The following is a 20,552-nucleotide window of genomic DNA, read 5'->3' on the forward strand; positions in this document are numbered from 1 at the left end:
TCGGGTTTGGCCAGACCTACACGGTGAACTTCGGAAACTCTCCGCTGTTTGCCGAGCTGCACGCGATGCCTGGTCTCTACTTCGATAACGGCGGATACGACCTCGGCGGACCGATAGAGTTCCGTTCCGGGATCGAGCTGGGATACGAAAACCGGAAGGGCTGGCGCTTCGGCCTCAGCTACGATCACCGCTCGAATGCGGGGATCTACGACAACAATCCCGGGATCGAGACCGTTGCGTTCCACGTGAGCATTCCAACCAGATAACGGTTGTCATCAGTGTCCAGTCTTGTGACGGCGTACCTTTTGTATAATGGGTCATCGACTTGGTCTATCTAGCAAGCTTAAGCCGTTAGGTGTAGGCGCAGCGAAAGCGAGTCTTAATAGGGCGTCGAGTTAGATGGATCAGACCCGAAACCGAGTGATCTAGGCATGACCAGGATGAAGGTAAGGTAACACTTACTGGAGGTCCGAACCCACACCTGTTGAAAAAGGTCGGGATGAGTTGTGCCTAGGGGTGAAAGGCCAATCAAACTCGGAGATAGCTGGTTCTCCGCGAAATCTATTTAGGTAGAGCGTCATCCGAATACCCCGGGGGGTAGAGCACTGGATGGGTAATGGGGCCCCACAGGCTTACTGATCCTAACCAAACTCCGAATACCCGGGAGTACTAGATGGCAGACACACTGCGGATGCTAACGTCCGTAGTGAAGAGGGAAACAACCCTGACCTCCAGCTAAGGCCCCCAATTCGTGGCTAAGTGGGAAAGCAGGTGGGACGACCAAAACAACCAGGAGGTTGGCTTAGAAGCAGCCATCCTTTAAAGATAGCGTAACAGCTCACTGGTCTAATCAAGTTGTCCTGCGGCGAAGATGTAACGGGGCTCAAGCCACGAGCCGAAGCTGAGGATGCGAGAGCATGGTAGCGGAGCGTAGTGTGATATAGCACTTATCTTTACTATCGCACTCGAGGTTGCACGGGCATTCGTGTCCAGGTGGCCGATAGGCGGTAGCACAAGATAAAGTGCTTTCTGTGAAGCCGGCGCGTGAGCGATCCGGTGGAGAGATCACTAGCGAGAATGATGACATGAGTAGCGACAAAGAGTGTGAGAGACACTCTCGCCGAAAGTCCAAGGGTTCCTGCTTAAAGCTAATCTGAGCAGGGTAAGCCGGCCCCTAAGGCGAGGCCGAAAGGCGTAGTCGATGGGAACCAGGTTAATATTCCTGGGCCAGAAGGATGTGACGGATTGTGGCGGCGTACGTCCCTTATCGGATTGGGGCGTATCCAAGACAGTTCCTGGAAATAGCCCTTCATGAGACCGTACCCTAAACCGACACAGGTGGACTGGTAGAGAATACCAAGGCGCTTGAGAGAACGATGTTGAAGGAACTCGGCAAAATACCTCCGTAAGTTCGCGAGAAGGAGGCCCGGTACATGAGTGCCGGGGGCACAAACCAGGGGGTGGCGACTGTTTATTAAAAACACAGGGCTCTGCGAAGTCGCAAGACGACGTATAGGGTCTGACGCCTGCCCGGTGCCTGAAGGTTAAAAGGAGGGGTGCAAGCTCTGAATTGAAGCCCAGGTAAACGGCGGCCGTAACTATAACGGTCCTAAGGTAGCGAAATTCCTTGTCGGGTAAGTTCCGACCTGCACGAATGGCGTAACGACTTCCCCGCTGTCTCCAACATCGACTCAGCGAAATTGAATTGCCTGTCAAGATGCAGGCTTCCCGCGGTTAGACGGAAAGACCCCGTGCACCTTCACTACAGCTTCGCACTGGCATCAGGCACAACATGTGCAGGATAGGTGGTAGACTTTGAAACCAGGACGCCAGTCCTGGTGGAGTCATCCTTGAGATACCACCCTTGTTCTGCTTGATGTCTAACCGCGACCCGTTATCCGGGTCCGGGACCCTGCGTGGTGGGTAGTTTGACTGGGGCGGTCGCCTCCTAAAGCGTAACGGAGGCGCGCGAAGGTTGGCTCAGAGCGGTCGGAAATCGCTCGTTGAGTGCAATGGCAGAAGCCAGCCTGACTGCAAGACTGACAAGTCGAGCAGAGACGAAAGTCGGCCATAGTGATCCGGTGGTCCCAAGTGGGAGGGCCATCGCTCAACGGATAAAAGGTACGCCGGGGATAACAGGCTGATACTGCCCAAGAGTCCATATCGACGGCAGTGTTTGGCACCTCGATGTCGGCTCATCTCATCCTGGGGCTGGAGCAGGTCCCAAGGGTATGGCTGTTCGCCATTTAAAGAGGTACGTGAGCTGGGTTTAGAACGTCGTGAGACAGTTCGGTCCCTATCTGCCGTGGGTGTAGGATACTTGAGAGGAGTTGCCCCTAGTACGAGAGGACCGGGGTGAACGATCCACTGGTGGACCAGTTGTCGTGCCAACGGCAGTGCTGGGTAGCTATGATCGGAAAGGATAACCGCTGAAGGCATCTAAGCGGGAAGCCCCCCTCAAAACAAGGTATCCCTGAGGGCCGTGGAAGACCACCACGTCGATAGGCCGGAGATGTAAGTGCAGCAATGCATTCAGTTGACCGGTACTAATGGCCCGATAGGCTTGATTTGATCCAGTAACAGCAAGGTTCATTACCCAATGTTACGGACAACAAGCATACACTTCCAAAGTGTAACTTGGACAAACGCCGCAAAAAAAATGCGGGTTGATTGTCACGATGTTTAGACAAACATCGTGGTTGGTTTTTACTCGGTTTGGTGGTCATAGCGTGAGCAAAACACCCGGCTCCATTCCGAACCCGGCCGTTAAGTGCCACCGCGCCAATGGTACTGCGTCTCAAGACGTGGGAGAGTAGGTCACCGCCAAACCTAGCAAAAACCAACAAATCTATAATACGAATGCAGTCGTCACAGAGACACGTGAATTGGCGCGGGGTGGAGCAGCCCGGTAGCTCGTCAGGCTCATAACCTGAAGGTCGTAGGTTCAAATCCTACCCCCGCAACCAAAATTACCAACAAGATATCAAACACTTAGGCCGCCCTCAGGGCGGCTTTTGTGTGTCGCGTCGTGTCGCAAGCCCGTCCCGAACTCTTCCCAAAGATTCCAAAGGCTTACGACCAGCCCCGATTCCTCCGTGCAACACGGATGCGACACGGGACAGGGGCCTTGTTCGCGGGACGTTCGCTGTTAGATGCCGCTGTTCCGGAGGCGGCGATAGGTCGCCTCCCGATCCGCGTCGATACGCGGTGGCGGATAGGGAAGCGCATCTTCATAGCCTTCCGCCACCGCTGCGCCGTCAGCGCGGAAGCGGTTGTAGACCTCCAGAAGCTCTCGACCGACATGATCTGGCAGAGGCTGTCGCCGCGACCGAAACTTGCTGGCGAACTGCGCGACAGGGCTGCCGCGCCTGACATCGTTGATCATGTGGATGAGGGTCGGAACGTCGGAAGCACCGTAGTTGTTCACGAACGTCGGGGCGCTGTCATATCGCAGCGGCATGGCCGATGGCTCCCAGGTGGCCTCGCCGAACATGCCGTGGTGAAGCATCCTGACTGGTGGAGTGACATGGACAAGCTTGATCCCCAGCTGGCCATTTTGGGCAAACGCGAACCGTGCGCCGTTGTGCTCGGTCAGCTTCTTCGGGTTCATCAGGTTCTTCCAATGGCATCCTGTGCAGCCAAAGCTTCCGAATTCCCACAGGGGATCCGTTCTCATCTCGTTCGGATCATCGAGCCGAGGCTGTCGGAGAATAACGATGACGATGCGATGCTCAGCCATCTGCAGCGGTCCCCTGAAATCTCGAGATGACATATTCGCACCACCGAGCGGCTTCATCCCGTTCGCCTGCATCAGCGATGAACTCCTGCCCTCGAGCAGCCACGTTCAGTCCGTCAGCGCCTTCCCAGCGATCCGCCCGCGCGTGATAAGTAAGGCCGACCTCTCGAAGCCATCCTGGGACTCGCCAACGACTAACCGGGCCTCCAGGCCGCGTTAGGCGAAGCTCCTCGTGCGCTGCGCTCGTGACCTGCCCGCGACCGAGATACAACGTGTTGTTGGGGTTCCATTCTCCGAGCGTGTGAGGATGACGCATCGCGAAGCCGCGCGGCTGATCATCCGCGACCGGGTGCGCCCCCAACGAGATCACATCCTCAACCTGCAGGTATCCGAAGAAACGGTGGTGTCGATCCCCGCTACCTGGCTCTGCAAACAGCCCGAAGAACAGAAAGACGTCGCCAACCCCTACGGCGTTGTTTGCGAGATGGGCTTGTGCGGCTCCGGTCTGCCCGAAGGCGCACCGGCCCTGTTGGAACATAGGATCATGATGGCAAAGGCTGGTGCCTGCGATCCGCCCCCTCGTCACGGCTTCGACAATCTCCGAAAGCCCGAGATCTGCGTACGTGGTCTCGGAGCGATGCTTGGTCGGGATGGGCAGACTGATCGGTCGGCCGTCGATAATCGGAGACGGGGCGCCGCCCGCCCCGCTGTCGAAACCCTTCCTGCTGAAAATGATCCTCACGACAATTGGCCGCCGTCCAAGTGCTATCGCAAATAGTCTCTTGGAAAAGCGGCCTGTTTGGCAACGCAATCTTCGCAGCGCTATGCCGCCGCCGTCGCCACCCCATCCAGCCGCACCGCGACGCTGGTGACGCCATTCCCGGCGGCCTCGACCGCCACGCCAATGGGGAAGCGCCCCGCTGCCGGGGTGGCCACTTCCTTCGCCGTGTTGTCCCACGCCACGCGCGCGCCGACCGTGAGCACCGCTGCGCTGGCCTTCGGCAACTGGAACATGCCGGTGGTGGAGAGCTCGACCGGGTCGCCCTCGGCCGAGGAATAGGCGGCGATGCCGAAGATGCTGCCGACGATCAGTGCATCGCCCGAGGCGATACCGCCCGCGGGCGTGGTGACGCGGACGATGTGGCCGTTCTGGAGGTAGTTCTTCATCTCAGAGCCCTTTCGAGGATTGGATGCGGACAACCGAGACGCGCCCTGCGCCGCCCGCGATCTGCCGGTTGAGGTCTGCGAGCGCGGCGGCCATTTCGCCGTCGCTCGCGTAGGTCACGCGCTTGCCGTCGTATTCGACAGTACGGATGCCCTGATAGCGCGCGGCCATCAGGGCGTCCCGCCAGGCGGTGAGCTGGGCGAGGTCGGCCATGCTCACGCCCCGGCGTTCATGAACCAGCCGCGATGGTCGATGAAGCCCGCGCCGAAATCCAGGATCACCCGGATCTCCACACCGTCCACGTCCCAGCCCGAGCGGCTCTCGACCTGCGGGCCCTCAGCGCCAGAGAGATAGGCGAACTCCAGCCCGTCGATCTCGCCGGGATCGGCGGTGACGTACCAGCGGGAGGCAGAGCTCAGGCGCGGCTCCACCACCAGCGACAGCGATCCGGAGAACGGGTTCACGTCGGCGGCCGTCGCGGGCGCAATGGTCGCCAGCCACTTCTCTGCGGTGGTCTCTAGCGCGGGCGGGACCAGCAGGTTGCGGGGCGTCACGCGGATCGTGCGGTCCTCGATGCCCTTCTGCGTACGCAGGGCCAATCGCGCCGCCGACAGCGTCGCATCGGAGATCGCCGCCCCGGTGCCCGCCTTGTTGCCGTGATCGGCATGGAACAGCGTCTTGCCGTCCCACAGGGTCGGGCCGTTGCCGCTGCCCGCCTCGAGGAGGGTGACGAGGATGCGCGCCTCGGTCTCGGCCGCGGCCTGGCCCATGCGCCGCGCGAGGTCCGCGAAGGCGCCAAGATCGTCGTTCACCAGCACTTGCCGCGTGACGCCGATCTTCCGCGCCCAGGTCTCGACCTTGTAGGCCTCGCGCGCCTCGGCCATGGTCCCGGCCTTGATCTCGCCGTGCTCGTTGAGCTTCTCCAGCAGCGGCGCCTCGCCCAGCATGATCTTGTTCACCGCGCGGAAGTCCCTCGCCGTCGTCTGGCGGCCGAGGCGGCGGACGCCCGAGGGTGCGGCCTGGTAGGCGTCGCGCAGCACGCGGCCCACCGTGTCCCCGAGGATGATCGGGAAGTCGGACGTGGTGTGCAGCGCGCGGGTGACGAGGCTCGCGGGCGACAGCGCCATGGTGGACTCGCCGCGCAGCGTCAGCAGCTCCTTCGCCATGTCCACCGGCGTGGAATAGGCGTAGCGCCGTGCGGGCTCGGAAAGCTCGTGGCGCGGGTTGATCCGGGCGTAGAGCGCCTCGCCCATCTGTCGGGCACGGAGCGCGGGGTCGTCCTCGCTCTCGCCCATCTCGACGCTGACCTGTTCCGTGCGGATCGAGGGTGCACTGCGGCTGGCCAGCGCCTCGAAGGCCGCGCGGCGGGCGGTGTCGGGATCGGCACCTCCGTCGATCTGCCCGTCGATCCAGGACTGATCGAGCCCGGCGATGCGGGCGATGGAGCGGATCTCGGCATTCGCCGCGGCGCGGATTTCGGTCTGCGCCTTAGAAGGGGCCGTGGTGGTGGTCGTGTCGGTCATCTCTGTCTCCATGCGAATGTGGGCGCCGGGGTCGGCGGGCGTCGGCACCAGGGAAATCTCGTGCGGGGTCCAGCGCACGGCAGTCAGCACGCGTGCGCCGTTCTCGGTGGTCTCGGCCCAGTCCTCGACCGAGTAGCCGACCGAGACATGGCGAAGGATACCCGTCAGCACGTCCTGCCAGACCGGCTCCACCTCGGGCCGGGCCGAGAACTGGATCAGGGCCGTGCCGCGCTTGCCGTCTACGGCGGCGCTGCGCACGGAGCCGAGCACATCGCGCACGGCGGTCTGGCGGTGCGCATCGAGGACGCTGGCGCCTTCGAGGCGCGACAGGTCCACGGCCTCGGGCGCGAGGCTCAGCCGCTCGATGTACTGCCCCGCCATGTCGCGGCGGCGCACAGGTGCACCGGTGGACCAGACCACCTCGACGGTGCGGCCTTCCGGATCGGCGGTCGCGGGCGCGAGCGTCGCGCGGCGGGTGAGCAGGCAAACGTCGTCATTCCCGACGTTTGAGCGCGTCGGTGCCGGGGTGGTCGCTGTGTCAGCCATCGGCGGCCTCCTTCTGCTGCGGCGCAGCTGTCTGGCCGAAAGCGAGCCCCAGCCCCTCAGCGCGCGCGCAGTCGGCGGCGATCTCGGCGTCTACCTGTTCGGCGTCATAGCCGCGCTCGGAGATCGCCTGGGACCGGCTCTTGAGCCCCGCGCCGATCGCAAGGATCTCGGCCTGCACGTCCTTGATCGGATCGACGTAGTCGAACTTCGGCGGCAGCCATTCGCACCCCAGGTAGGCGTCGGGGTTCCGGTCGAAATCGCGCGCGGGCAGGTCGCCGGTCAGCACCGCCAGCCGAACGAACCGCTCCCAGACCGGGCGGCAGAACAGATGGACCACAACGTTGTGCTGCAGCTGCTCGACCCGGCGGCGGAACTCGATCAGCCCCGCCCGGATCGAGGAATAGGTGACGCCCTCCAGGTCGCCCGAGACCAGCTCGTAGGGCAGGCCAAGCCCCGCCGCGACGGCGCGCAGATGGTTCTTCACGAAGGGCGCGTAGGCGTCGTGCTCGGTCGGGTTCGAAAAGCGGATGTCGGTGCCGGGCGGCAGCGGGATCAGGCTGCCGGGCTCCATGCCCACGGTCAGCGCGCCGCCGGTGTTGGTGCCCGAGAGCCCACCCGCCGTGCCGTCGGGATCGGTGATGAAGCCGGTGAACAGCGCCGCGACCTTGGCCTTCACCAGCGCGGCGTCCTCGAACTGGTCAATCTCGTGCAGCCGCAGCAGCACCGGCGCGAGCCAGGTGATGCCGCGCAGCTGGCCCGCGGCGAGCGGCTTGAACAGGTGCAGGCAATCGGCGGCGGGGACGCGGAGAGGGTCCATGCGGAGAGACCCGAGAGGATCGCCCGGGCGGGAGGACAAGACCCGGTAGGCGACCCGGCGACCGGCAGAGTCGAACTCGATGCCAGCACGGATACGCGCCCCGCCGCCGATCTCGCGGTGCAGGTCCATGGGAACCTGCTCGCGATCCAGAAGCTCGAGGTGGAGGGGGAGGCCGCTGGCGTCGCTTGCCATGCGCAGCCTGGCGAAGCTCTCGCCGCTCTCGACCATCGCGCGCACGGCCATGGCCTGCAGCCCGTAGAAATCGGCCAGCCCGTCCGGGGCGGTGTGATCGGTCCAACGCAGCCAGAGCGCCTGCAGCCGCTCCCGCACCGCGCGGTCGGGATGGGTGGATTGCGGCTTGATCCCGGCGCCGACGACATTGCCGACCAGGCTGTCCACCGCCGCCGCGACCCACGGGTTGTTCCGCGCATACCACCCGGCCCGACGCGCCGCCGTGGTCGCGCCCGCGAGGATCGCCGCGTTCAGCCCATCGACCGTCCGCGCCCCCTCCCAACGCCGCCCGCCACCCGCAGCGTCGAAGCCGCGAGCGCGCGCGAGGGCGAGAAGTCGATGGAGGAAGCTCCGCATGGGCGGGAGAATCGCCCGAAAGGGGCCCTCAAGCTATTGGGAATGTTTGGGAAGCTTCCTCGGACAACTCCGTGTCGCGTCAATCGAGGCGGCGCTTCGGCGCCGCCTTGTTCAGGCGGCGATCAGGTCGGAGTCGATCAGGGCTTCGTTGACCCGCCGAAGGACGGTCAGGACTTTTTCGCGCTGCGCCGACAGGCCACCGGCGACAGCGTCGGCATCGGTCGCGCCGCCCAGTATCACCCGAAGCCTCGGCCGCATGTCCGCAACAGGGCCCGGCTCGTCCCTTGCGGCCTCAGAAAGCCAGTCGGCGATCCAGTTCTGGGCGTCGACATCGCCGAATAGGGCACGCGCCACCAACGTCAGGGCTTCGAGCTTCGGGGCGCGGTTCGCCATACGGGCAAGAAGTTCGGCGTCTTCGTCCCCCAACGCCTGTTCAAATGCCGCCGGCAAGCTGGCAAGTTCCACCTCTTCCGCCGCCCAGATGCCAGCCCGTACGGCCAGCAGCTGCGCGTAAGCGAAGTCGGGTTCTTCGGCCAGAAATGCGGTGACCTCCGCGACGGTATCGTCGTCGGTGCCGGCAGAGAGCCGATCCGCAAGCGCATGGGCTTTCGCCAAATCGCGCAGCCGCACAACAGTGTCGCTGTCGGACCCCGCGAAATGAGCCGATCCATTCGAGTCGCGTGCCAGCGGATGGCGTTGATATCGCACGGCGGTCAGCCAAGGCACCTGGTCGCGGCCAAGCATCTCTTCGTAGTCGGTCAGGAACCGGCTCTCCGGAAACTCTTGCACCGCACTCACCACCGCTTCTCTCGCCGCTTCGATCCCGTCAAGATGCGCGGCAAGTCGGATACGGAGCGCATGCACGGCATCGGTCAACAGTCCCTCGGCAAAACACCGATCAACGACCGTCCGCGCCTCCGTGCAACGGTCCAGCGCGATCAGCATCTCAGCGAGCTGCGCGCGAGCTTCAACACTGAACGGCAGGCGCCGCACTTGCTCCCATCGCACGATCTCCGACGCTGAAACCGCACCACGCGCTTCTAGCGCATCGGCCCAGAGCGTCCACAAAAGAGTATCGAACGGCTGCCAGTGCAGGGCGACGCGCGCGAGTTCCTCCGCACGGACGCACGCCGCCTCGTCGCGCGTCTCGGCCAGAGCTGTGCCAAGTTGGTGCACCGCGGCGACCAGGTGCTGGCTTATCCCCGTCGCCCGCGCAAAGCGGACATGCGCCTGCATGAAGGTCTCGATCGCCGGCGCCACCTCGCCATAGGACGTACCTTGCAGCCGGTCGATCAGCGCCCGGCATTCGTCCGGCATCGGCGAACGGTAACCGTTCGCCGGCTGAAAATTTGGCCTACCCATAACCGCCATTTGCGGGTCGCACGACCACCAGGCCGGCGGCTCGATCTCGGCGTCGTGGTATTGCTTGGTGCGAAGCAACGCAGAGATTTCCCTCCGCCATTGAGCGGGCTGACGCGGATAGACCCGTTTTAACGCCAGCCATTCCGCCGCGAACTCCTGCTCGGACGGCTCCCGTGCCATCGCCCACTGGGCCAGCCCCGCAAGCCACGGCGCCTCGGAGGTCTGGTGCTCCATCTTCGGCAATCGACGCAGGCCCATCAGCCCGACGTCCAGGTATTCTCCCGGCAAGGCCCCACCGGCCTCGCGGCAGATATCCATCCAGAGCCGTGTCAGGTCCTCACCATCAACGACGGGCTGCGTGACCGCCAAGGTCAGAAGGAACGCCGCTCGTGCATCCCGTGCCGGCGATTGGACCAGCCGCGACGTCCAGTCCAGAAGTCGGATGCGGTTGTCATGCACCCACTGCGCAGCCCCGTCCGGCTCCAGCATGCGGATGATCTCGAAGCTCTCCGAAACTTCCCGGATCAGTCGGCCGCGCCGGCGCCGGTCAGCCGGGATCGGCTCGCGCCGGCGCGCATCTAGCCAAGCCGTGATCGCGGTGCCCAGCTGTGCGCGTGCCGGATCGTTAGCGGGCAGCGGGCCGAATATCATGCGCGCCGCGTCCGGTGCTTCGGCGCGCTCATAGGGCGCAATATCTGCGTAGCCGCGAATGAAGCGGTCATAGGCCGTAGCTGGATCGGCCTCGAATGCCGCGATCCACGGATGGCGCGCGCCGCCTGCCATGTCGGACGCCACACCCATCAGGGCATATCCTCGCCGAATTCAGGGCGCCCGTCCGCGGCTGGCTCGTCCAGCAGCGCCAGCCGGACCTTCAGCAGGTGATGGTTGCGCAAATTCTTAAGCTCCTCAGGCCCCCAAGGCCGTTCTATCAACGCCATAGCTTTAATGTGGCTTCGTTTATACTCTATTTTCGTATGTAGCAGCTCTGGCTGCAAGCTCTCCTCGCCCCCATCGGTTCGGAGAGCCATCGCTCGCCCGTAGGGGATCTCCTCAGGAGCCGGGAAGTAATACTCCCAGGGCCTGGAATCCAGCACCGTCGGACAGGTCATCGGCACGGCGTCTGCACGCGCTGCCACCGTGACCTCCTTCACCGTGTAGACCATCAGGGCCACCGGGATCGGCACGCCCGGCTGCGGCTGATAGTGCGCGAGGCCCAACCGATCTCGCAGCAGATGCTGCCAGTCGGCGTGCTCGGCGTCGTCTCTTAAGCCGTCGAGAAACGCCGCGAAAGCCGGCCGATCGTCTCTCTTCCGGTTCCATGTCGCCAAGAATTTGCTGAAGAGGGCGTTGTCCTCGGGGCTGTTGCTCCCCCACGCTGCCTTCAGCGTTTCATAATGCTCCAAGAGAGCATCGATCTCGACGGGTTCCGGAAAACCGAAATGCGCCAATAGCGGGCCACGCAATCCCTCAATGCGGACCAGCTCCTGCGCTTCGTCTCTGTCGCCCGTTCCAGAAGGCTCAAGGTCCACGCGAAACGTGTCCGGCGTCTCGCCATCGATCTCGATATTCTCCTTTACGTAATCGACATGACCGTCCAGCAGCGCTCGAGAATCTGCACAGTCGCCCAAGAGCGCCTCGAACGCCGCTTTTCGCTCGGCCGAGACTGCCTCCTCAAAGACGTAATTGTCAGCCCTCGCCCGGTCCTCTTGTGGTGTGCACAAGCGCAACGTGTCGACAGCGCTCTGGAGTGTTGTGTTGTCGAATCGCAAGGTCTCTTTCAGCCTTCATAGGAAAACGCCGTTCCGACCACTAACACGAACGTGTCCCCATTCGGAGCCCTGATCAAGCCGATGAACGCTTTGGCAACGCGCCCGCTGGCTCACGTCGTTCGCCCTTCTGTCTTCGCCCTCAACGCGGCCGCAGACTCTTGCGAGTGCCGAGCCACTAAGCCATCCATGCCGACCGGATCACGCGCCCGGCGTCGTCACCAGGCCGCACCGGCACCGCGGCCATCCCCTCCACCTCCTCGTTCAGCCTGAGCCCCATGCTGATCAGCCCATGCAGGGCGGCGTGGGCGTAGACGAAGGTGTCGAGGGCCTCGTTGCGTTCGCCGTCGCGCTTGGGCTGCCAGGAGCGGATGGGGCGTCCGCGCTCGAAGCGGGTGACGACGCGCTCGGCGGTGAGTTGGCGGAAGTAGTCGGCGTCGAGGCGGCGCGGGAAGTGGATCGCGCCGGGGCCGGGCTCGGCCAGGCGCAGGCGGGCGTAGACGGCGTCCTTCACCGCGTCCACGCCGACGATGAAGAGCGGGATCTTGCCCTTGTTCGTGCGCGTCGGGCGGCGCGGCCAAACCGGGATGCCGGGGCCGCCGCGGCCCTTGATCGCCCAGATGCGGCGGGCGAGGCGGGTGCGGCAGAACTCGTAGGCCATCTTGGTGTGGTGGCCGCCGGTGTCGATGGCGGCGGCGCGTACGGGCAGGTCGTGCCCGGCGGGATGCGGGAAGGTCGCCTGCAGCACCATGTCGAGGTCGGACCAGAGACGCGGCCCGGACGGGTCGCCCCAGAGCACGCGGTAGTCGATCACCCACGCCTCCTCGTCGCGGCCCCAGCCGAGGATCTGCACCTCGATCCGGTCGCCCTGCACGTCGACGCCCGCGGTCAGCACCGCAACCGAGGCGGGCAGCGCCTCGCCCCAGTCCTCGCGCCGCGCCATCAGCGGGTCGGCCGGGACGGTGTCGCCCGCCTGGTCCTCCCAGGACTCGCCCAGCTTGGTGTTGACCCAGACCTGCAGGCGGGGCGGGTCCTTTCGGACGCGGCCGTGCTCGGCGGCGATCTCGGCCCATGCCTCCCACGGCGAATAGAGCGCGGAGAGGTGGAAGCCCGCGGTGCGGCCGTCGCTCTCGGCGGTCGGACGCCATTCACCGGCTGCCAGCAGGCGGGGCTTCTCGTGCTCGTGATGGATGCCGCCGCAGGCCTCGCAAACCAGATGCGCCTGATCGCGCCGCCCCTCGGGCCAGCGGATGCGCGCCCAGGTGATCGGTGCCATGTCGCCGCAATGCAGGCAGGGGACGTGATAGAGGCGCCGGTCGCTGTGCTCGAAGGCCGCCTCGATGCGGGAATGGCCCTTCAGCGTGGGCGTGGAGACCATGTAGATCTTGCGGCGGCCCCGGAAGGTGGCCGTGCGCTGGATCGCCAGATCGACCGGATCGCCCTCGCCATCTGCGTCGCCGGGATAACCGTCCACCTCGTCGAGGAACAGGTAGCGGACGGGCGTGGACCGCAGGCCCACTGCGCTGTTCGCGCCCGTCATCACCAGTTGGCCGCCGGGGAAGGACTTGCGGAACAGACTGTTCCCGGCGTCGCGGGAGCGGGGATCTGCGACCAGTTCGCGGAGCGTGGGCGTCGCCTCGATCAGCGGGTCGATACGGACGGTGGTGTTCCGGCGCACCATGTCGAGCGAGGGCATGACCAGCATCGCGATGCCGGGCGCGTTCTGGATGATGTAGCCGAGCCAGTTCAGCCCGGCCTCCGAGCCGCCCGTCTGCGCGCCCTTCATCAGCACGACCCGCTCGTAGGGGCTGGCGGTCGAGAGCGCGTCCATCACGGCGCGCAGGTAGGGCGTGCGATCCGTGCGCCAGCGGCCCGGCTCGGCCGAGGTGGGCGGCAGGATGCGATGCCGGTCGGCCCAGTCCGAGACCGGGATCGGCGGTTCGGGGCGGATGCCGCGCCGCCAGGCGAGGTCGATGTCAGTCACCATCGCCAAAACTCCCCAGCGGCAGGTCGGCCAGGTGTTCGAGATGCTCGCGCATCATCCGGTCGAGGGCGGCGAAGGTCGCTCGCGGGTCGGCGCCAAGCTCGGCCGCCAGCAGGGGCGCCGTGCGCTGGACCCACGCCAGATGCGCGTCGCATTCGGCACGGGCGCGCGCGAAGACCGTGCGCCGCGCCTCGTCGGCGTCGATCAGCTTGCCCTGTTCGCGCTCGAATGCCAACCGGGCGCGCTGGACCTTGACGATCTCGTGCAGCCGCTTCGCCTCGGCCAGCGTGGCAGTGCGGGTAGTGGCAGAGGGCGCGCCGCCCTTGTAGCGGCGGGCGGGATCGAGATTGGTCTCGATCCAGGCGAGCCCCTCGGCCACGTCGATCCGCCCGTCGCTGCGCACCGGCAGCCCCTCGGCCACCAGCTGCGAGATGCGGCCCTTGGTCAGCCCGACGCGGGCGGCGAAGGCGGTCTTGGTCTCGGTCCCGTCGAGTTTAGGCATGACCGGCCCTCACGCTGGCGACGCAATGCGCTGCGGGTCCCCACATACGGATCGGCGCAGGAGGAACCGCCCGGCGACCCGCGATCCGGCAAGCCCGACCGTTCCCGACGGTTCTGAAGTTCTCGCGACCCGTTCCGGGCGTCGCCGTCCGTTGACGAGTCGTCTGGTGGGTTTGGTGGAGATCAGGGGTTTGTTTCGGTCCGCACCTGAAAACTGTCACGTCATGCGTCGCGGCGTGATGCATAGCGTCACGTGTCGCGACCTTCCACGTCGCTGACACTTCGGGCGACAAACACAGATATCGGCCGGGACAAATCCACCAAAGCCACCAAACCCACCAGACGGATCGGGAATGAACGTCACGCATCGGCACGGCTCCGGAAAGTTTCAGAACCGTCGTTGACCGGCGCGGCGTCCGATGCCGCGTGTTCCAGCTGCCAGCGCGTGTGCCCTGCCGACACGCCCGCGTTGACGAGACGAAGCCCGCCCACAATCCGGTTCTGGTGCGACCCGATCCACTTCCCGAGCCGCCGGCCGTTGATCGCGCCGCCTTCGCCAGCGACCCGCAGCAGGGCCTCGCGGAACTCGGGATGCACGAACTCGGCGCGGCCGTAGAGCTGCGGTCGCTGCTCGGTTGCGCGCTCGATCACGTCGCGGACGTTGGCTGGTTGCAGGCCGATCACCTCGCGCCAGCCTTCCAGGACCGAAGTCAGCGCCTCGAGTTTCGGGTCGGCGCCGCGCAACTCCTCCATCGTGTCGCAGGGGTCGGCCTCGCCCAGCCAGATCAGGGCGTCGCGGACCCAGCGCGACCAGTCGGTGAAGGAGCCGAGCGGCGCGCGCTGCTGCGGTCGGCCGGCGATGTGGAAGGCGCGCAGGACAGTCAGCCCGGCCGAGACGTAGTCGCCGCGCCGCTCGGTCACCATGGCGAGGGGATCGCGGTCGAAGGCGCGCAGCTCGGGCCGCTCCACACCGGCGTCGAGCGTGGCGCGGAGCGCGCGGCGGGTCATGTCGCCCTCGAAGGTCAGGTTGTTGCCGGTGGCGAAGATGGCCGCGTTGCTCGGCACCTCGGCGTTGATCGACGTCCCGAGGATGCGGACCTTGAGGCTCGTCTGCGTCATGGTCTGGCAGAGAAGCTCGCCTCCCAGCGGTTCCTCGCAGTTGTCGATGGCGATCAGCACGTCGCCCGCGATCAGCGCCGCGCCCAGCCGCTTTTCCATCTCCTCCTGGGACTTGCCCTGTGCGATCACCGGCGCGGGGCGGCCGGTGGCGATCAGGCTCGCGAGGTCCACGAGCATGGACTTGCCCGTGCCCGCCGTCGGCGCGTTGAACCCGTGGAGCGGCGCCGTGGGTAGCGAGCGGCGCACCAGCGCGGTCAGAATGGCCGAGAGGGCGACGGCGCGATCTCCTTCCGTCACGAAAGGAAAGGTCGAGATCAGCTCCTTGAGGTAGGCCAGCGCGCGCAGCGCCATGTCCCGGTCGGGATCGCGCGGGAGCACCGGGAACTGGACGTCCTGCGGATCGAACAGCAGCCCGGTTTGCGCGTCGTAGTCCGGCAGATCGAGGATCGAGCCGTCGGCGCGCAGCGTGGGCGCATTGATGATCCCGGTCAGCACGGGCAGGCGCCATAGCCCTTCGCGGGCAAGGAACGTCTCCGCGATGCGATGCGGGCAGTCGGAGTTCACCCACTTCTCGGCGCGCTTGTCGAACCGCTTGAAGCAGACGACTCGCGTGAACGCTTCGGCCATGTGATGCGCCTTGACGTGGACGAGCCGCGGCGCGTCGATCTGGCGCCCGTCAGATATCGAGACCGGCACCATCGCCGGCCGAACGACCATGCTGCCGCGCTGATAGAAGCCCTGCTTCGCCTGGAGCAGCGCGCTCTCCGACATGTCGATGATGGAGGGCATGTATCCGGCGAAGAGGTAGACGATCGGCCGCCCGTCGTCGTCGTGCGTGGGCAGCTTGTCGTCCTCTTGCGACGCGGCAGCGTCACCATCTACAGCAGTTCGGGCGCGTTGCGGTTTCGCGGCCCGCCATCCGTTCTGCCGCGCGAGCCAGAAGAGCGTGCCCACGGTCACGCTGCGGACACCGGCGAAGCTGTCCCATTTCTCGGCAGTGTATTCCGGATCGTTCTTGTCCGCCCGCGCCGACCATCCCTCCCACAGGTCGCGACCGTCCGCTCCGAGAGCGGCGTAGAGTGCGAGCCCGACCTTGATCCAGTCGTCGTAGGGCAGGTCGTCGTTGGGGATGTGGGCGACGGCCTCCTCGACCAGCGCGCGCGACGGTGCCTGGTTCCGCTTGAGCCCTGCCGCCTTGCGGCCCTCGCGCTCGATCTCGCGGCGGTCGGCGCTGCTGTAGCCGCCGACCTTCCGCAGATACTTCTCGGCCGCGGCGATGAACGCCGCGCACCGCTCCTTGGTGACCGGCGGCAGCGCGTGCAGCGGCACGTCGAGCGGCGAGCACTCGGGCCAGTGATAGGGCGCCTTGGTGTCCGGGTGGATGCCGAAGGCCACGAACTGCTGCCCGGTCGCCAGCACCTCGACCCGCGCCACCGTGCCGTCGAGCATGTGGAACTCGGGCGACTGGATCTTGTCGAAAGGCTCGTCCGTCCGGAACGTCAGCAGGATCTTCGGCGCGCGCCCGATCCGGCAGGCGGGCGTCATGCCGAGCATCTCGGTCGCGATGCAGGTCACCCGGTGGGCGTGCTGGTGGTCGAGCACGTCGATGTCGATGCCGACCAGCGTCCCGCAGAGCAGGCCGGTATTGGTGCAGTTGCGCTGCGCCTTCGTCCAGCGCGCGATCTCGGCCTCGTCGGCGCTGGCGCAGACGGTCTCCCAGCCCTTCATCATCGGCCGCTTGCCCGCGGCCTTCATGGCGACATGCGCGCCCAGCACCGGCACCGGGCGATAGCCGTGGCGATGCAGCTGCAGGCGCAGTTCGGTCGGATCCTCCGGCGCGGCCGGGGCGGGCGCCGCGGTGGACGCATCCGCCGGTGCCTCGGCGCTGGCACTGTCCTCGGTCGTGCGAATGGCGTGCTCCACGGCTCAGTCCTCCAGTTCCCAGCCCGCGAAGTCGTCCAACTCGCATTCCGCCTCGCTGGCCAGGCAGCCCGAGACATGCGTCTGGCCGGCGTAGATGTGCGGGGTCAGACGCCGCGGATCGCGCCGCAGAGACCGGGTCGTCTGGAGATGGCAGTCCATTTCCGAGCGCAGACGATCCACCGCGGCAATGGTCTCGCGCGCGATCCGGCTGGTTTCGCTGTCGGGCGGGGCGGCGGCCAGAAGGCCCATCATGGCCCCGCGGCATGCCCGCAGCTTTTCGCCCAGCACGACGTGATCCCAGGGCGTGAACCGATAGAGCGGGTCCGTCATCGCGCGGCCTCCTGACGTTCGATCCAGTCGATGAGCTTCGATTTCCGCGCGCAGATCACGTTGCCCATGCGGAACGTTGGCATCCGCACCTTGGCCTCGCTGGCGTAGTAGTAGACCTTCCGCCGCGCCTTCGCGTCTCCGAAGACGAAAAGCGCGATGGCGTCCGCGCCCCGAAGCAGATCCTCGGCCAGCGTCGGGCAAACCTCTTCCGTGGCGGGTCCAGCCCGCAAATGCTCCTGCATGTCCTGTCCTCCTAGGTGCGGATCAGCGCGCCGAGCGCGATGATCGTTCTCTGACTGACGGCGAAGCTGATCATCGCGTCGCCGCCCTCGTGAAATCCGGATGCCTCCATCAACCTTCGCAGCTGCCCCTTCGGCGGGGCAAAGCTCGCGATCAGCACGGTCCTGTCGGGCATCAGCCCGTCGCTGGACCCGGCGAGGGAGACGGATGCGGTGTGAAACCGCCGCTCGACCTCGATCTTCATGAAGGGGAGCATCACGCCGCCGAGCGCCGCGTCGAGCGCCCCATCCCGCGCCGCCGCGATCAGCCCGGCCAGCATCTCCCCGAACGTCTTTACCTGCGTCAGCGCCCGCATGGGCTCGGGCAGCGGGAGCCAGGCGTCCTGCTCGTCCTCGGGCATCGTGTCCTGGCTGTGGAGGTCCTCGACGGGGAACTCCCAGAACCGCTGCGACGCCTCGACCGCGTCCTTCACCTGATCGGCCGCCATGATCGCGAGCAGCAGCCGGGCGCAATCCTCGGGCGTCATGTCGGCGGCGCCGGGCCCGCGCCCGCCGGTGGAGATCAGCCGCTCCTTCCGCAGCGCGCGCGCGATCACCGACACCGTCTGCTCGGGCATCGGCAGCACCTGCGCGAGAGTGGGGATGAGGTCGCTGAGCTTTGCCATCGCGGCGGGGTCTCCTGAGTCTGTTTCGGACTTTAGGTTCAAAACCTCTGGCGCACAAGAGAGTTTCGGACTAAAAATCCATTACTGGCTTCCGAGGCGGTCGGTTTCGCCTCGCTATGCCGGAAGAAGAATGGCAATGCGGAAGGCTGACGATGCCCAACGCATTGTTAGGGATAGGGAAAGTCGGATGGCCACGATCCGGAAGAGAACGCTGCCCTCGGGCCTGGTGCGCTGGCAGGTGGATTTCACTGACCAAGCCGGCAAGCGCCGCTCGAAGCTGTTCCCGCGCCGGAAGGATGCCGACGTCTATCTCGTCAAGGTCCGCTCGCTCGTCGCCAACAACACCTATCTGGCCGACAGCGAGAGCATCACCGTGGCCGACGCCGCCAAGGCGTGGCTCGACCACTGCGAGGTGCGGTGCAAGACGGGGCGGCGGATGGAGCGGTCCACGCTCCGCGGCTACAGCGACTATGTTCGGCTGCACATCACGGTTCCCGAAATCGGGATCGGGGACAAGCTGATCGTCCAGCTGACCCGCCGCCATGTGAACGAGTTCCGCGACCGGCTGCTGCTGAACGGCCGGTCCGAGCATCTGACGCGGCGCGCGCTCTCGGTGCTGAAGCTCATCCTCGACCACGCCATCGACAACGGCCAGCTCTTCACCAACGCTGCGCAGGGCGTGCGGGTGATCAAGTCGAGCCGGATCGACTACAAGGCGCCGGTGCCGTCGAAGGAGACGATCCGCGCGCTGATCGAGGCGGCCGACGAGGACTTCAAACCGCACCTGATCGTCTCGGCGCTGACCGGCCTGCGCGCCTCGGAACTGCGCGGCCTGCGCTGGCGGGACGTCGATTTCGACAAGGGCTTCATCCACGTGCGCCAACGCGCCGACGCCTACAACCAGATGGGCGAGCCGAAATCGCGCGCGGGCTATCGCGACATTCCGGCCGGGCCGATGGTGCTGAACGCCCTGCGCCGCTGGAAACTGCGTTGTCCGAAAAGCGACCTCGGACTGGTGTTCCCCGCGCCGCGCGGTGGCGTTCTCCAGCACACCAACACGCAGTCCCGGTTCCGCAAGCTGCAGGAGGACATCGGCGTGAAGCTGCGCTGGCACGACCTGCGCCATTTCGCGGTGTCGCTCTGGATCGAGCAGGGCTTCTCGATCAAGGAGGTGATGACCTTCGCAGGCCATTCCTCGATCCAGATGACCATGGAGCGCTACGGCCACCTGTTCCCGTCGCCCGACCACCAGAATGCCATGGCCGAGGTCGAGGCCAAGCTGCTGGGGTGATCGATTCCGAGTGGCGGCTGCTGGATGCTTCGCCCGGTGCACCCGTATGGCCGGGATCGGCCCTCACCAACGCCCCTGTGGCGGGGCTTGGGGCCGCTCTACCGAAATGGCTCAGGCTCATAGGCCGCCTTAGCCACCACCTTGCTGGCATCCCCGCGGGATCGATAGCGGCCAATCATGTCGCCGCTGGCGGCGTCGTCGACCTCCTGCACCCGATAGAGCGTCAGGCTCTTGTCGCTGTTTCGCTTGAGCTGGAAGACCCGGCCATTCTTGCGGCAATAGAAGAATTTCGAGCCCTTGATCTGGGTCCATGGACAATCGGCGTAGGACAGGAGCCGCCGCTCCCGCTCCAGTCGCGCCTCTTCCGACCGCCGCTCGGTCTCCGCACGCTCCTCGTCGCGCAAGCGCTGCCACTGCGCGCCGACATAATCCGATATGCGCCCGATGATGGCGGGCACTTCCGTGCCAGCCTCTTTCTCGGCCTGGTAGATGGCCAGACATTCGGCCTCGAGCTTCGGTTCCGGATCTCCGAGGTATTCCTCCTCGATCATGGCCTTCATGCGCTGCTCGAGATCGGTCATCGTCAGAGCCGGACCAGGAAGGCCATTCAGGAAGGCGAGCATGTCGTCCTTCGGGATCCAGCAGTCTATCGCCGAGGCCAGGACCTTGTCCCGCGGGCCTTCCCACTTCCTCCAGACGGAGCTGTCCTGATCGAGTTTCGTGACGATCTCGAGGGCCAGTTTGGCGAGGGACCGCTGCTCTCGCATGTGGCGCAGGGAGGGGCTGCGCACGTAATCCGCCAGTAGGCTGAAAACTTCCGAGGTTCGCTGATTCATGAACATGCGGCTTTCCCGTTTCTTCCCAATGATTTGCGTCCGCTCCGTGCGACACGACGCCGACGTCGCCCACCCAAAATCTCTCTAAATATTTGCTTTTGAAAGACTATTCCGGCCCCCTCGGGTTGCCTCATAACCTGAAGGTCGTAGGTTCAAATCCT

16 protein-coding genes, 1 tRNA gene and 2 rRNA genes (1 of these 19 only partly in view) are annotated in these 20,552 nt (G+C 65.4%); 4 read left to right on the plus strand and 15 right to left on the minus strand.

The window, feature by feature from the left end; all coding sequences use genetic code 11:
- The 3 genes from CDO87_RS11535 to CDO87_RS11545 all read left to right on the plus strand — a co-directional run.
- Window positions 1–2,571, plus strand: a 23S ribosomal RNA gene (locus tag CDO87_RS11535); it begins 876 nt to the left of the window's first position.
- Window positions 2,572–2,714: 143 nt separating this feature from the next.
- Window positions 2,715–2,829 (plus strand): 5S ribosomal RNA (gene rrf / locus CDO87_RS11540).
- A 60-nt stretch (window positions 2,830–2,889) separates the two neighbouring features.
- Window positions 2,890–2,966: transfer RNA gene (locus tag CDO87_RS11545), tRNA-Met, on the plus strand.
- Between the two features lie 182 nt (window positions 2,967–3,148).
- Here the strand turns inward: CDO87_RS11545 and CDO87_RS11550 are convergent.
- The 14 genes from CDO87_RS11550 to CDO87_RS11615 form a co-directional block, all read right to left on the minus strand.
- Complete coding sequence (locus tag CDO87_RS11550; protein WP_157814974.1) at window positions 3,149–3,811, minus strand: hypothetical protein; 663 nt, start codon at window positions 3,809–3,811, stop codon at window positions 3,149–3,151.
- Window positions 3,732–4,478 (minus strand): hypothetical protein, encoded by a 747-nt coding sequence (locus tag CDO87_RS27585; protein ID WP_100928916.1) that lies wholly within the window; start codon window positions 4,476–4,478, stop codon window positions 3,732–3,734. The genes CDO87_RS11550 and CDO87_RS27585 overlap by 80 nt, the downstream gene beginning before the upstream one ends.
- Window positions 4,479–4,558: 80 nt before the next feature.
- Window positions 4,559–4,903: a DUF2190 family protein gene (locus tag CDO87_RS11560; RefSeq protein ID WP_100928917.1), complete on the minus strand. Its 345-nt coding sequence runs from the start codon at window positions 4,901–4,903 to the stop codon at window positions 4,559–4,561.
- Window position 4,904: 1 nt separating this feature from the next.
- The gene (locus tag CDO87_RS11565; protein WP_100928918.1) at window positions 4,905–5,114 is read right to left on the minus strand and encodes a phage head-tail joining protein; all 210 of its coding nucleotides are present in this window, start codon (window positions 5,112–5,114) and stop codon (window positions 4,905–4,907) included.
- Window positions 5,115–5,116: 2 nt separating this feature from the next.
- On the minus strand, window positions 5,117–6,970 hold the full coding sequence (locus tag CDO87_RS26735) for a prohead protease/major capsid protein fusion protein (RefSeq protein WP_198521703.1): 1,854 nt from the start codon (window positions 6,968–6,970) through the stop codon (window positions 5,117–5,119).
- Window positions 6,963–8,375 carry a phage portal protein gene (locus tag CDO87_RS11575; RefSeq protein ID WP_100928919.1) on the minus strand — a complete coding sequence of 471 codons (1,413 nt, stop codon included), beginning with the start codon at window positions 8,373–8,375 and terminating at the stop codon, window positions 6,963–6,965. The genes CDO87_RS26735 and CDO87_RS11575 overlap by 8 nt, the downstream gene beginning before the upstream one ends.
- 111 nt (window positions 8,376–8,486) lie before the next feature.
- On the minus strand, window positions 8,487–10,538 hold the full coding sequence (locus tag CDO87_RS11580; RefSeq protein WP_100928920.1) for a hypothetical protein: 2,052 nt from the start codon (window positions 10,536–10,538) through the stop codon (window positions 8,487–8,489).
- Window positions 10,538–11,506 (minus strand): hypothetical protein, encoded by a 969-nt coding sequence (locus tag CDO87_RS11585; protein ID WP_100928921.1) that lies wholly within the window; start codon window positions 11,504–11,506, stop codon window positions 10,538–10,540. The genes CDO87_RS11580 and CDO87_RS11585 overlap by 1 nt, the downstream gene beginning before the upstream one ends.
- A 175-nt stretch (window positions 11,507–11,681) precedes the next feature.
- Window positions 11,682–13,490 (minus strand): phage terminase large subunit family protein, encoded by a 1,809-nt coding sequence (locus tag CDO87_RS11590; protein ID WP_254698076.1) that lies wholly within the window; start codon window positions 13,488–13,490, stop codon window positions 11,682–11,684.
- A complete protein-coding gene (locus CDO87_RS11595; RefSeq protein WP_100928922.1) occupies window positions 13,480–13,989 on the minus strand; it encodes a hypothetical protein in 510 nt (169 codons plus the stop codon). The genes CDO87_RS11590 and CDO87_RS11595 overlap by 11 nt, the downstream gene beginning before the upstream one ends.
- Window positions 13,990–14,348: 359 nt before the next feature.
- The gene (locus tag CDO87_RS11600) at window positions 14,349–17,030 is read right to left on the minus strand and encodes a PriCT-2 domain-containing protein (protein WP_100928923.1); all 2,682 of its coding nucleotides are present in this window, start codon (window positions 17,028–17,030) and stop codon (window positions 14,349–14,351) included.
- Between the two features lie 3 nt (window positions 17,031–17,033).
- Entirely contained in the window at window positions 17,034–17,360 is a 327-nt protein-coding gene (locus CDO87_RS11605; RefSeq protein ID WP_100928924.1) for a hypothetical protein, read from the minus strand.
- Complete coding sequence (locus CDO87_RS11610; RefSeq protein WP_254698078.1) at window positions 17,357–17,602, minus strand: hypothetical protein; 246 nt, start codon at window positions 17,600–17,602, stop codon at window positions 17,357–17,359. Before CDO87_RS11610 ends, CDO87_RS11605 begins: the two co-directional genes overlap by 4 nt.
- An 11-nt stretch (window positions 17,603–17,613) precedes the next feature.
- On the minus strand, window positions 17,614–18,264 hold the full coding sequence (locus tag CDO87_RS11615) for a hypothetical protein (RefSeq protein WP_100928925.1): 651 nt from the start codon (window positions 18,262–18,264) through the stop codon (window positions 17,614–17,616).
- 187 nt (window positions 18,265–18,451) lie between these two features.
- Between CDO87_RS11615 and xerC the strand changes: the two genes are divergently transcribed.
- Window positions 18,452–19,555, plus strand: coding sequence for a tyrosine recombinase XerC (gene xerC, locus CDO87_RS11620; RefSeq protein ID WP_100928926.1), 1,104 nt, complete (start codon window positions 18,452–18,454; stop codon window positions 19,553–19,555).
- Between the two features lie 98 nt (window positions 19,556–19,653).
- Here the strand turns inward: xerC and CDO87_RS11625 are convergent, their stop codons facing one another.
- Window positions 19,654–20,391, minus strand: coding sequence for a hypothetical protein (locus CDO87_RS11625; protein WP_198521704.1), 738 nt, complete (start codon window positions 20,389–20,391; stop codon window positions 19,654–19,656).
- Between the last annotated feature and the right edge of the window lie 161 nt (window positions 20,392–20,552).

The sequence above is a fragment of the Sagittula sp. P11 genome, assembly GCF_002814095.1.
In the GTDB taxonomy this organism is placed as follows: Bacteria; Pseudomonadota; Alphaproteobacteria; order Rhodobacterales; family Rhodobacteraceae; genus Sagittula.

Bases quoted from the DNA above. Each gene is read 5' to 3' on its own strand.
- CDO87_RS11560 (WP_100928917.1), bottom strand. From the start codon at position 4,903: ATGAAGAACTACCTCCAGAACGGCCACATCGTCCGCGTCACCACGCCC.
- CDO87_RS11550 (WP_157814974.1), bottom strand. From the start codon at position 3,811: ATGCAGGCGAACGGGATGAAGCCGCTCGGTGGTGCGAATATGTCATCT.
- CDO87_RS11605 (WP_100928924.1), bottom strand. From the start codon at position 17,360: ATGACGGACCCGCTCTATCGGTTCACGCCCTGGGATCACGTCGTGCTG.
- CDO87_RS11625 (WP_198521704.1), bottom strand. From the start codon at position 20,391: ATGAATCAGCGAACCTCGGAAGTTTTCAGCCTACTGGCGGATTACGTG.
- CDO87_RS11595 (WP_100928922.1), bottom strand. From the start codon at position 13,989: ATGCCTAAACTCGACGGGACCGAGACCAAGACCGCCTTCGCCGCCCGC.
- CDO87_RS11610 (WP_254698078.1), bottom strand. From the start codon at position 17,602: ATGCAGGAGCATTTGCGGGCTGGACCCGCCACGGAAGAGGTTTGCCCG.
- CDO87_RS11565 (WP_100928918.1), bottom strand. From the start codon at position 5,114: ATGGCCGACCTCGCCCAGCTCACCGCCTGGCGGGACGCCCTGATGGCC.
- CDO87_RS11590 (WP_254698076.1), bottom strand. From the start codon at position 13,490: ATGGTGACTGACATCGACCTCGCCTGGCGGCGCGGCATCCGCCCCGAA.
- CDO87_RS11615 (WP_100928925.1), bottom strand. From the start codon at position 18,264: ATGGCAAAGCTCAGCGACCTCATCCCCACTCTCGCGCAGGTGCTGCCG.
- xerC (WP_100928926.1), top strand. From the start codon at position 18,452: ATGGCCACGATCCGGAAGAGAACGCTGCCCTCGGGCCTGGTGCGCTGG.
- CDO87_RS11575 (WP_100928919.1), bottom strand. From the start codon at position 8,375: ATGCGGAGCTTCCTCCATCGACTTCTCGCCCTCGCGCGCGCTCGCGGC.
- CDO87_RS11580 (WP_100928920.1), bottom strand. From the start codon at position 10,538: ATGGGTGTGGCGTCCGACATGGCAGGCGGCGCGCGCCATCCGTGGATC.
- CDO87_RS26735 (WP_198521703.1), bottom strand. From the start codon at position 6,970: ATGGCTGACACAGCGACCACCCCGGCACCGACGCGCTCAAACGTCGGG.